Source organism: Autumnicola edwardsiae, from assembly GCF_031846505.1.
GTDB lineage: Bacteria > Bacteroidota > Bacteroidia > Flavobacteriales > Flavobacteriaceae > Autumnicola > Autumnicola edwardsiae.
The window spans coordinates 1-12545 of sequence record NZ_JAVRHP010000094.1 but is presented as its reverse complement, the minus strand read 5'-3'; the positions used below and the strand labels follow the sequence as shown (position 1 = coordinate 12545).

Annotated in this window: 10 protein-coding genes; 2 read left to right on the top strand and 8 right to left on the bottom strand. The window is 38.0% G+C overall.

What is annotated here, in order from left to right; all coding sequences use genetic code 11:
- The 8 genes from RM529_RS14005 to RM529_RS13970 form a co-directional block, all read right to left on the bottom strand.
- On the bottom strand, nucleotides 1–1192 hold a 1192-nt coding region (locus RM529_RS14005; protein WP_311485392.1), incomplete at its 3' end, for a carboxypeptidase regulatory-like domain-containing protein.
- A gap of 10 nt (nucleotides 1193–1202) precedes the next feature.
- On the bottom strand, nucleotides 1203–2591 hold the full coding sequence (locus RM529_RS14000; protein ID WP_311485391.1) for a CsgG/HfaB family protein: 1389 nt from the start codon (nucleotides 2589–2591) through the stop codon (nucleotides 1203–1205).
- 17 nt (nucleotides 2592–2608) lie between these two features.
- Nucleotides 2609–3016 carry a curli production assembly/transport component CsgF gene (locus RM529_RS13995; RefSeq protein WP_311485390.1) on the bottom strand — a complete coding sequence of 136 codons (408 nt, stop codon included), beginning with the start codon at nucleotides 3014–3016 and terminating at the stop codon, nucleotides 2609–2611.
- A 17-nt stretch (nucleotides 3017–3033) separates the two neighbouring features.
- Nucleotides 3034–3801 (bottom strand): CsgE family curli-type amyloid fiber assembly protein, encoded by a 768-nt coding sequence (locus RM529_RS13990; RefSeq protein ID WP_311485389.1) that lies wholly within the window; start codon nucleotides 3799–3801, stop codon nucleotides 3034–3036.
- Entirely contained in the window at nucleotides 3798–4313 is a 516-nt protein-coding gene (locus tag RM529_RS13985; RefSeq protein WP_311485388.1) for a hypothetical protein, read from the bottom strand. The genes RM529_RS13990 and RM529_RS13985 overlap by 4 nt, the downstream gene beginning before the upstream one ends.
- Before the next feature lie 97 nt (nucleotides 4314–4410).
- Entirely contained in the window at nucleotides 4411–5391 is a 981-nt protein-coding gene (locus tag RM529_RS13980) for a hypothetical protein (RefSeq protein ID WP_311485387.1), read from the bottom strand.
- Between the two features lie 580 nt (nucleotides 5392–5971).
- On the bottom strand, nucleotides 5972–8158 hold the full coding sequence (locus tag RM529_RS13975; protein WP_311485386.1) for a glutamine synthetase III family protein: 2187 nt from the start codon (nucleotides 8156–8158) through the stop codon (nucleotides 5972–5974).
- A 120-nt stretch (nucleotides 8159–8278) separates the two neighbouring features.
- Nucleotides 8279–9226 carry a calcium/sodium antiporter gene (locus tag RM529_RS13970; protein ID WP_311485385.1) on the bottom strand — a complete coding sequence of 316 codons (948 nt, stop codon included), beginning with the start codon at nucleotides 9224–9226 and terminating at the stop codon, nucleotides 8279–8281.
- 251 nt (nucleotides 9227–9477) lie between these two features.
- Here RM529_RS13970 and RM529_RS13965 point away from each other — a divergent pair, with 251 nt between their 5' ends.
- Nucleotides 9478–9840, top strand: a complete 363-nt coding sequence (locus tag RM529_RS13965) for a BlaI/MecI/CopY family transcriptional regulator (protein ID WP_311485384.1) — start codon at nucleotides 9478–9480, stop codon at nucleotides 9838–9840.
- Nucleotides 9840–12200 carry a TonB-dependent receptor plug domain-containing protein gene (locus RM529_RS13960; protein WP_311485383.1) on the top strand — a complete coding sequence of 787 codons (2361 nt, stop codon included), beginning with the start codon at nucleotides 9840–9842 and terminating at the stop codon, nucleotides 12198–12200. Before RM529_RS13965 ends, RM529_RS13960 begins: the two co-directional genes overlap by 1 nt.
- The last annotated feature ends 345 nt before the right edge of the window (nucleotides 12201–12545 follow it).

The window sequence follows — 12545 nt, the reverse complement described above, 5'->3', positions numbered from 1 at the left end:
TGCGATTATCAACTGACAAATCTATACCTCCCAGAGCCCCGTCTACACCTGAAATAACGGAATTTTGAAATTCACCATCAGGAGATATTGTATAAATCGAGCCATTGTATCCATTTGGATCATTTATTAACAATGCTATTGTACTGTCATCCTCACTAACGTCTACGGCTGTAATGAATTTGCCATTAGGAGTATTGTAAATCTTTTGCGTGCCTCCCCCTGTGACATTTACCCGGTAAAGATCTCCAAAGTTTGGATACACCAGTGTAGTTCCATCATTAGCCCAGGAAAAATCTACTTTTTCAAGATCATATCCATTAACGGGAATACTGGAGGTGACCTGAAATTGATTAGTACCGTCAGCATTCATGGTAAAAAGCTGAGTACGCCCACCAACCGACCTTAGAAAGGCAATTTTATTGGTGGTACTACTTCTTCTTGGCCTGAAACTATTCACATTAGAAGATGTGAGTTGAATTTCGTTACCTTCTCCATTAGAAGAAAAAATAACATTGTTGTTTTGCATCTGCTTCACATATAAATACCTCCCACCAGAAAGTTCTGAAGTCTGGAAAGCATAGACAGGACTTAGAACAGGATTATTCACACTATCTGAAACTTTCACCTGCCAAAAATATTTATAGCCATAATTCAGATCACTGACCGTATACGTTGTATCGGTAATATTGGAAAAAGTCCTTATATCATTATTGGCGCTGTTTCTCAATTCCAGCTCATAAACAAGCGCATCGCCGTCAGGATCCCCCGAACTCCAGGTAAATTGTACCGGTATAGCTACATCTGTAGCATTATCTTCCGGAAAAGATGGCCGCGGCACTTCGGGGAGGCGATTATTTACAGATTCGGGTTGAAGTTCAAAAATAACACTTACTTCAGTATTAGTACGAACTGTTGCTCCTTCAAATTGTGTAAGTAATCCTTCCTTTCTTGCCTCGATCGAATAATCCCCCTCTGAGATATCTTCTAGAAGAAAATTTCCGCTTTCATCGGTAAACACTGTGGACGACGCCGGGTTAGTTGATATCCTTACATTTTGGATAGGTTCGTTACTACCCTCTTCTACTACCGTTCCCACAATAGAACCGGTTCCCAAAGCATCTATGGTATCTTCGCTGCAGGCACTAAATAGCAGTACCGTAAATATCGCCAATATATAGTTTGAATTTTTCATAGGTTAAGTATTAATTGTTCTGTGGCTGACTTGAATTTCCAAGATAAAAATTTACTCCAATTCCAAAATTAAAGAACTGGTCATTTCTTTTTCCATTTATTATATAATCTACTTCATCATCAAAGGCCAGGTTGTGCTGAGCAAAAATTTTGAGCCCCAGCTTATCGTTCAGTAAATATTCAGCACCTATCCCATATTGAAACTTAAGGTGGAGGTTATCCGGGTCTTCAGGTGTTTCCTCCAATCCCATTATGACTCCGGGACCACCAAAGAGATAAGGAGAAATTTTGTCGTTTGGTAACAGAAGAAACCCGCCGTTAAGATCGAGAGCTACTAATTTTCTCGAGAACGCGTTCTCGTTCTTTAATTCAAAACCACTTGCGCCAATACTTATGAACAGCGATTTTGATATTCCGGTTGTATAGTCAATATTGACATGAGCACCTGCTTCTTCTCCAGAGTAATCCCCCCGCATAAGAGTGGCTCCCAAACCTACCCCAAAGGAATTTTTATATTTTCTTTGTATAAATTTTCTGTTGTAAAGACCTGTAAGGTCTGCCTCGTTTTTCTCTGCTTCATAATCTGAAATTAACTGAGCCGATATTTCTTCTCCATCTTGCGTACTCCAAAGATCATCTTTTAAGCCTTCTATAATAAGCCCCTCTACCGCCTTTTCTATAGCTTCTTTTACTGCAAGCTGTACAGGTTCGTTTCTGGTAAATCCGGTTTCCACCTCAAGTAAGCGTTGAAAGCTAACATATTTATACAAGCTAACATCCAAAGCCTGAGAAAGAATGGTTTTGGAGATATAGATATTTTTAAGAATCTTTCCACTGGAAGTAGAAATTGCCCTTAGGTAAATAGTGATCCTGTCCTGCCGGTACTGAGTACTGCCACCCACACCAAAATAACGTGCTCCCATACCACCGGTTATAATATTGGTGTCATAAGAAACTATACCTCCCTCCAGCAGAATTCCCGCGTAAAGAAGAGGCGGAACTTGTGGTTGATTTGTACCACTACCCTGATACTCTTGCCTTGTCGACCTTATTATATTCCGTTCGTTTAACAGATTTCCAATATTTTCACGTTCTATAGGTGTAAACCACCTCGAATCTTCCAGTGCTTTTATTAATATAGAAGTAGCGCCCTGTGTAACGGCAGTACTGAAAGTACTACCTACCTCTGAAGGTTTATATTGACCTGTAAGATCCCTGAAATTATAAACACCTACTACTACAGGATCTTCGGGTAATGGCATTGTTCTTAATCTCTCGGTTACTTTAGAGGTTTCGCCAATCCTGGCTTCTGTAATATCAACCGGTTGATTGAAATAGGTTCCACAGGATAAGGTGATTGTTGCGAGAATAACTGCACCAATAGTTTTAAAGAAGTTCATAAAAAAGTAGGTTAATTTTAATTTGGGATTACTATTTGGGTCTGCTCCCCTGTATTGGTATCTAAAATATTAATTACAAGCCCTTCGTTGGAAGGGTAAATGTCTACAGCAAGACTTCCAAAAGAATAAGTTCCCGGAGTCAAACCATCCTCTCCAAACTGGCGTGTAAAAGCGCTTCTGGAAACCTGGCCGAGAAGTTGAGAGTTTAGACTTTGGGTAAATCTCTCTAATTCGGTTTGCCGTGCATTACTTGCGGAAGCACCTGGGCCTGTAAAAGAATTCTGAGCCTGAGCTGAAGCAAGTAACCATTGTGAATTATAAGGATTCCCACCAAAAGCAGGATTTTTAGGAGTATAAACCAACTGTTGGGATTGCATGGAAAAACCAGCCATAAATAATAAGAAAGTGAGTAATAAATTCTTCATAGGTTCATTGTTTTGGGTTAGTAGCGGGTCAGGCTTTCATTCCTGTTCTTTAAATATTCAAAGTAACGGTTTACCTGTTTTAAAGCTTGGTCTGCCTGATCTTTTAAATAATCTAATTTGGGCCGGGCGTAAAACTGGTAAACAAGTTTATCCTCAATTTTTACCATAATCCTGGTGGTCCTGCCAAAGCTGATCATTTCATCAACCTCAATAATTTTATTTCCTTTGTTTGGACTAAGACTATATTTTTGATAGAAAAAATCATAAAAATCCTTTCCGGGTTTAGTTTTGGTGTTTTCAGTAACCATACCTGTAAGTTCAATACCTTCGTTCGGCTTTTGATAAGACATCTTTTTTTCAGCCTCTTCCTCTTCTGAAGAACCGTATACTTTTCTATCTGTTCCCAGGAGTTTATCATCCTCATCATAAATGAGTAGAAGAATTATAGTACTTCCCTCAGGATCAACAGAAACGGAAGTCTGAGAAAGGTTCTTTGTTTCAAACGGCTCTAAAGTAAAACGACCAGACTGGGAGTTTTTGGAGGAATTCTTACTGTTGCCGCTAGAAGTTATTACAGAGAGCTCGTATTTCAGACTGTAATTTCCTTCCGTTTTATTTGCTGCTGTCCCAACAATCTCTAGGATATCATCTTTTGTATCACTGGTATTAATTACAGCTTCCACTTCTGAATTAAAGTTTTGAGCAGAAATAAATTTCGAGGTTAAAATAATTATAAGATATATAACCAGTTTACATTTCCCTGTGGCAAAATATGATGACATCATTGATAACTCTTTATAATGAACGCTTTTGAATCTCCTGTGAGATTAAATTTCAGCTTATTTGTAATGGAATTAGTTCCATATTTATAAAATTGATTTTCATTTCCATTTTGCTCAAGGTTTAATTCTATAATAGGTTCAAGAGGTGCGTAGGTGTGATCATGGAGATAATTATTGTTGCCAGTTTGAAATACATTATAGCGTACTTTTTCGGTTTCCAGTTGCAAGTCAATATTATTGCCACCCCCCTCTTGCTTCATATTAACTATAGCATCTGGAGAGGAAATATTACTTTTTACATTATTGCCACTCCCTACCTGTACGATAAAAACATGGCTGCTAGTGGAAGCTCTCGTCATCTTTTCTTTACCAAACTCCCAGTTTTGTAATGCAAGGGTAATAAATTGTTTGTCCTTATCTATATTTCCTAATTCTGATGTGGTCACTTGCTCCTGAGAGTAACACCATATTCCAAAAAGTAAAAGAAAAAGAAAAAATTTATTTTTAAAACTCATGGCTGTAACTTATTAAAAAGAGGGCAGGTGATGCTTTAAAACATTACCCACCCTACTAAATTACTTAAAATCTTAATTATTTTAACATAGAATCCAATTAGTTTTGAATCACATTTGAAATGTTTCCATTTCCAAACTGGTCAACATCGGAGTTATGACCATAACCATTTTGGTAAGTGGTACTTGAGTTATTGTTACCTAACTGATATACATCGGAAGTTTGAGCGGATCCTTTTTGGATATCATCTGCAAAGTTATTATTTCCGTCCTGAAATTGATTAACTAAGTGCCCACTACCTTCTTGTCGTACTACTGCATCGTTGTCATTTCCAAGCTGTGTTTGATATGATTCATTATAGTAACTACCTAAGCCAAGGCTACCTTGAGCATACTGTCCAGCCTGGACAACACTAGCATCGTTACCCATACCATCTTGATCAATTTCAGCATAATTTTCAGTACCTCCGGCAGGATTAATATTAGCCTGCTCTACATTTGCTATGTTACTAGTTCCAATTTGATGAACATCTGCAAAATTTAAAGTGTTATCCTGTACAACTGCTGATTCATTCAAATCTCCCTGCTGCAAGACTTTAGCCTCATTATTAGGTTCTATGTCGCCCGCATCTCCAGATTGATCTACATCTGAGATATTGCCGCTACCTTCCTGATCTACGTCAGTCCAGTTAGAAGAACCTATTTGGTAGACATCGCTATCATTACCGTCCCCACTATTCTGATCAACTTCTGCAATATTGTCATCATCCAATTGCTCCACCAGAGACATATGGCCATCACCAACTTGAGTCACCGTGGCTTTGTTGTTCTCATTCTCTCCGTCTCTACCGTCAAATTGCTCCACAGTAGATGTGCTGGAACCAACCTGAGTAATGATTGCAACGTTGGAATACCCTAGATCACCAACAACTCCTTGAGTAACAGTTGAAGTGTTTGCGCCTGCCGATTGATTGACAGAAGCATCGTTATCGTTACCTTCTTGCCCCACTGTACTGGTGCTTTGAGCAAATCCAATTGCTCCAAACATTAGCGCTGCTGCGCTTAAAACTACTTTTCTCATAATTTGAAATATTTAATGGTTATTAATTGATTACAATTTCAAAAATGGGGTGGGGTAATTTTAAACGAACAGAAATTAGGGTTTCTGATCTGTCATCCTTTAGGGTAAGGATGGTGAGAAAGAAGTAGTGGGGTTTCTTAATCACATAGCTAAACTAAGAAAAAGCTTCCTTGTTAAAAATTGTTTTCGACGTAAAACAAAATTAATTGTTAAAATACTATGGGTTATTTGTAAATCATTAGTAAAATATGATGATTTAGCAGGATGAGGCAGAAAAAATAATTATAATTAGAAAGAACTTTCTCACAACTGTTAATATTTTAGCTTGCTTACTTTATATGAAAAGCCGGTTTTCAGAAGAAAGAGGTAAAGAAACAATAGTGTCAGAGACAATATTCAACTCCAACAGACAAATGAACAATGCACCACAGTATAAAAAAACTAAGACGCTGCGTCCCTAGGAACCTATTTGTTCCTGGGAGGTGTGTTCGAGATAGAAAATTCATTATGCAGGCTGAGCCCAATCAAAAAAGCCACGGAGCGTACTACTCCGTGGCTTTAACAAAATATGTGCTAAGGATTATCTGGTAAACAACAGCTCCCTGTACTTAGTTAGGGGCCATAATTCATCATCCACCAATAATTCCAGTTTATCACAATGATATCTAATTTCATCAAAGTAAGGCCGCACGTCATCACAATAAGAAAATGCTTTTTCCTCGGCATCTTCCAACTTGTTAGCAACTTTACGCGCTTCTATCATTTCTCCTACTTTGCTGTTAATGGCTGCAATATGTTTAGAAATACTTTCTATAATGTCCAGTTGCTCACTGGCATGTTGCTTATAATGTTCAGCATAAATTTCTTTAATACCACGTACGTTCTTGATAAGAATATTCTGGTAACGGATTGCTGTTGGAATTATATGGTTTCTTGCAATATCACCCAAAATTCTTCCCTCAATCTGGATACGCATTGCATATTCTTCCAGTTCGATCTCGTGACGGGCTTCTATTTCTACCCTGTTCATCACATTAAGATCTTCATAAAGCTTAATGGTCTTTTCTGAAACCTGAACCTTAAGAGCCTGCGGAGTCTTTTTGTTATTGCTCAAACCTCTCTTTTCCGCCTCTTTCTCCCAGGCTTCACCGTAGCCGTCTCCTTCAAAACGGATTTTCTTAGACTGCTTGATATATTCTCTAAGAACATTAAAGATGGCGTCATCTTTCTTCATTTTGTCCTTCTTGATAAGCTTGTCCACTTCGGTTTTAAAGTCTATCAACTGCTTCGCCATAATACTGTTTAATACAGTCATTGGGCTTGCACAGTTAGCCAAAGACCCTACTGCTCTAAATTCAAATTTGTTACCAGTAAAGGCAAACGGAGAAGTTCTGTTTCTATCTGTATTGTCAAGCAGGATTTCAGGAATCTTACCTACAACGTTCAGTTTAAGCTCTGTTTTTTCCTGAGGGGACAATTTCCCATCGGTTACCTTCTCAAGCTCATCCAGTACCGCAGTAAGCTGAGATCCAATAAATGCAGAAATAATTGCAGGAGGGGCTTCGTTAGCACCCAGTCTGTGGTCATTCGATGCACTTGCAATTGCCGCTCTCAATAGTTCTTCGTTATCATGTACCGCCTTGATGGTGTTGATAAAGAAAGTAAGGAATTGAAGGTTCTTCATTGGAGTACTTCCCGGCGCCAAAAGATTTGTTCCGGTATCTGTACCCAAAGACCAATTATTGTGTTTACCACTTCCATTAATTCCTGCAAAAGGTTTTTCGTGCATTACAACTTTAAAGTTGTGACGCTCACCAACTTTGCCCATAACATCCATTATAAGGGAGTTATGATCTACCGCCAGGTTTGCTTCTTCAAAAATAGGAGCAAGCTCAAACTGGTTGGGAGCCACCTCGTTGTGACGTGTCTTCACCGGGATTCCCAGTTTCATGCACTCAATTTCCAGATCCATCATAAAAGATAAGATCCTGGAAGGAATGGAACCAAAATAATGATCATCCAACTGCTGTCCTTTAGCTGGAGCATGTCCCAGTAAGGTACGTCCTGCCAGTTGCAGGTCAGGCCTTGTAGAAGCCAAAGCAGAATCGATAAGGAAATATTCCTGTTCCCATCCAAGGGTTGCGTTTACTTTAGTTACGTTCTTATCAAAATATTTTGCTACTGAAGTTGCTGCGTTATCCACAGCTTGTAGCGCCCTTAATAAAGGTGTTTTATAATCTAAAGCTTCTCCAGTGTAGGAAACAAATACTGTAGGAATACACAATGTGGTACCCCAAATAAAAGCAGGAGATGTTGGATCCCATGCGGTATATCCCCTTGCTTCAAACGTATTTCTAATACCACCGTTTGGAAAACTTGAAGCATCAGGCTCTTGCTGCACCAAAGCTCCTCCACCAAATTTTTCTATTGCAGATCCATCTCCGGTAGTTTCAAAGAAAGCATCATGTTTTTCGGCAGTAGATCCTGTTAAAGGCTGAAACCAGTGTGTGTAGTGCGTAGCACCTTTACCAATTGCCCACTCTTTCATTCCGGAAGCAATATGATCTGCTACAGAACGATCTATTTTAGAACCGTTCTTTATAGCATCAGTCACGCTTTTGTGAGCTTCTTTGGTAAGAAACTGTTTCATGACGGTCAAATTGAAGACATTGCTTCCAAAAAGGGCTGACCTCCTGTTAGGTTCTTCAATTTTAACCGCTTTGCGGTTAAATGTTTGCTTTAAAGCTTCAAATCTTAAGGTTGACATATTATTTTGTTTGAAATTTCTAAATTCGATCGCCAAATTTATTAATTTTTATTCAAACCCCCCTTAATATCTGGATTCATTTGTGAAAAATTAAGTATTCCTCATCATAACCCCTAAAAATTAACCTAAAAATGCAATACTCACAAAAATCGTGTAACTTACAAACAATATAATACCTTTATATCTTCCCAGTTGAAACTTTTTTGGTAAAAAAGCTAACGGAATAAGCACAAAAGCAACTCCTATCATCCAGAAAATGTCATTGTTAAGAATTGCTTCAGATTTTAAATATATGGGCTGAATTAAAGCGGTAAGCCCTAATACCGAAGCTATATTAAAGATATTTGAACCTATTAAGTTACCCAGGGAAAGTGCTTTTTCCTTCCGAAGGGCAGCTATGACCGAAGCGGCCAGCTCCGGAATACTGGTCCCTACAGATATCATGGTGACAGAGATCACCCTTTCACTTATCCCCATTGTTGTCGCCAGATCCACCGCGCCTTCCACCAATAACTCTGAACCTCCCCAAAGCGACACACCGCCAATAATCAACCACAAGATCATTTTAAAGTTAGAAACGGCTTTTAAAGACTCGTCTACTTCTTCTATTGCCACATCAACGGTTTTTCGGGAACGGGCTATAAGCGCTATCAGGTAAATTACCAGTGCAATTAGCAAACACAAACCCTCTAGCCTGGAAATATATTCACCGCTTTTCAGGAAAAAATAGAGTGCAATTGAAAATATCATCATTACAGGCCAATTGAAACTATAAAAATCACGGTCTATTGCCAGCGGAGCTATAATGGCCGTAATGCCAAGAACAAGACCGATATTTGCAATATTTGAGCCTATGACGTTACCCAGTGAAATATCTGAAAAACCATCGAGAGCAGCCTGCAGACTCACCAATAGCTCGGGAGCTGAAGTCGCAAAAGAAACCACGGTTAAACCAATCACCATTTTTGAAAGGTTCAGTTTAAAAGACAATGCCACCGAAGATCGTACAAGGAATTCACCTCCTACCACTAAAAGAACCAGGCCTAAAAAAATAAAAAGTACACTCATTCGCTTTTTTTTGCGAAGATAGCAGAATCTTTTCAGGTTTTAAGAAATGAGAGTATTGCATCCAGGCAAAGAGTTCCTTCGCCTGGAGGAGATTAATTCTAGTCCAGAAGACTATAGAGAACTACAAAAGAAAGTTCCTCTTTACAGTGTAATTGAAAAAAAATAAAAAGAATAACGAGTTTTATAGTTTAGCAACTATTTTTTTCGTTATATTTGAAAATCAAAATGGTCATCATAAATTAAGTTCATCTATGGAAAAGCTAACCAATAAAGAAGAAGAGATCATGAGGATCTTATGGAAACTCGAAAAAGCTTTCGTTAAAGAAATAATTCCGGAAATTAAAGATCAAAAGCTCCATTACAATACGGTTTCCACCATAGTAAGAAATCTTGAAGATAAAGGATTCGTTGCGCACAATGCCTTTGGGAATACCCATCAATATTTCCCTGTGCTTTCCAAAGAAGCTTATCGTAAGCAGTTTATGAACCTTGCCACGAAGAGATTTTTTGATGATTCCTATAAAAGCGTGGTTTCATTTTTTGCCAAAGAAGAGAAAATAAGCGCAGAAGAATTACGGGAAATACTTGAAATCATCGAGAAAAAAGAGAAGTAATGGAAGAGTTCCTAACATACATTTTAAAAAGCGCAGTACTGCTGGCTATTTTCTATTTATCTTACCAAATCCTGTTAAGAAAAGACACCTCCTTTCACCTTAACCGGAAATTTTTGATTGGCGGAATCTTTACTTCTTTTATACTTCCCGCCATTTACTTTACCAGAAAAATTGCTGTGGAAGCACCGGTAATTAAAACTCAATTCGCTTCGGAAATGCTCCAAAATGCAACACCTTTCGAGCAGGAAACCACGACAGACTGGTGGTATATTGGCGGAATCATTTACCTGGTCACAACAGGAATTATGTTGTCCCAGGTTGTGTTCAGGCTGCTTTCTATCCTGAAATTAATAAGCAGCCATAATTCTGAAGAAACTGAAGATTTCAGGCTTATCAAGATTAATCGAAATACCGGACCGTTTTCTTTTTTCAGGTACATTGTTTACAACCCCGAGACACATTCCAAAAAAGACCTGGAGCTTATTTTGCAACATGAAAAGGTACATGCCGTACAATTACATTCCGTAGATATTCTCGTTGCAAACTTCACCACAGCTATTCTCTGGTTTAATCCTTTTAGCTGGTGGTATAAAAAAATCGTGGCGCAGAACCTGGAATTTCTGGCAGACAAGGAGACGGTGGCCGTCGCGGGTTCCACCAAGGCTTACCAGCATGCCCTGGTAAAAGCTTCTATACCTGATTTGCAACCTTCTTTAACAAATAATTTTTATCAATCATTCATCAAAAAACGAATCGTTATGCTTAACAAAAATCAAAACAACAAGCCCAAATTGTGGAAAATCAGCCTTGTACTTCCGGTATTAATTTCCTTTATGTTTTTCTTTAATCTAAAAACCGAAGCCAGGTTTATTCCAAAGGAAAAGAACCTTTCAGAAATTAATACATCCGGAGATTCGCTAAATACTTCAAATATTTTCGATAAAATCGGGAAAGCCCCACTTTATATTATCAACGGAAAAGAATATGCCAGCCGCGATCTTTTTAACAAACATATCACCTTCAGCAGTAAGCTTAAAGTTCTAAATTCTGAAGATGCAGTTTCAAAATATGGTCAAAAAGCCAAAGACGGTGTAATTATTATTCCTGACGGAAGGATTATTGATGATTTTTCCGCAGAATTAAAGAAAATTGACAGGAATAAGGAAAATATTGATACGCAATTCCTTGCGATTAATCCCGATTACGAAAAACCTGCCTATATAAGCCTGAAAAAGAATCCCGGGAAAGAAATGGTAAAGCCGAACCCTTCTGAAGATAACAATAAAATTCAAATTGTGAATTTGAAGGAAGTAACTGAAGAAAACCAAAAAGAACCTTTGTACATCCTTAATGGTGTACCTTCAAAAAAGGCAATTATCGATACTATAAATCCCGAAAGGATTGAAAAAATAAATGTGCTAAAAGGGAAAAAGGCTACAGCACTTTATGGAACATCGGCTAAACACGGTGCAGTTCTTATCACTACAAAAATGCAACCTGAAGCAGGTGCAAAAGTCACCATCAAGTCCTTAAAATCTAATTCTGGAAAAGCAGAAGAAATCAGTGAAATTTCTGATGCTTTACATGAAAAGGAAAGGCTTATAATGGTTAACGGCGAGATAAAAGAAGACGATTTTAACCTGGATAGCATAGATCCCGAAACAATTGAGCGCATCGAAATTTTAAAAGGAGAAAGTGCAATTTCGGGCTATGGAGAAAGAGCTAAAGACGGTGCAGTAAATGTAATAATCAAAGGTTACGGAGAGCATTCTACTTCTAAAGCAAAAACTATTAGTATTAAGAAGCAGGACAACAGCAGCATTCGTGGGACAGGTGAGAAAAGTACAGGCAAGGCTGGCGACCAACAACAGGAAAAACCCCTAACTGTACTTAACGGAAAAGTAATGCCCGACACCTATAATTACAATGATCTTGAACCTTCTGAAATTGCATCGATAAACGTGCTGAAAGGAGCAGCTGCAATTACGAAATATGGAGATAAAGGAAAAAATGGGGTGATTGAGATTTTCGGAAAAGGATATATTGGGGAAACTGCATCTCCGGTAGAAAGTAACCTCTGGTACATTAATGCTAAATACAGCAACGAAGCCCTTAATAGCACAAAGGCTGCTTTAAAGGAAAAGAAAAATATTACAGTTAATTTCTCCGGAATCGAACGGAATAGCGATGGACTTATTACTGAAATTAAAATTACCGCAGAAACCGCCGACGGTAAGAAGGCGAGTGCCACTTTTAACCGCTCCCAGGGAATCCCAGATGTGGTTGTAGGCTTAAAACAAGATGGTTCTATTATTATTTCTTCAAATAAAAAGGATTGGCATCAGAATTCTTCTAAGTAAAAAAACCGAAGGATAGGGAATTCTGAAAAATTAAATCCGGTTTTAGACTAAGTTATTGGAGTAGAATTGTTTATTATTATAGAAGGAACTTTTCAAGATTTTGAACTATTCGCTATAGAAAATAAAAAAAAGTTAAGATCCCAACACTCCGTCTAATACACAGATTTTATCGAAACGTTTTTCGTCTGGCTTTTATCTGTGTGTGGCATGTTATTCAGTTGCTTCCTTTAAAATTTTTTCGCATTTCAATAAAACACCTTCATCGTTACAATCCAATATTAATTGTATAATTTCTAATTTCTTTTTATTCATTTCAGATACTGTCATTTGTTTTTCTTTTTCTCT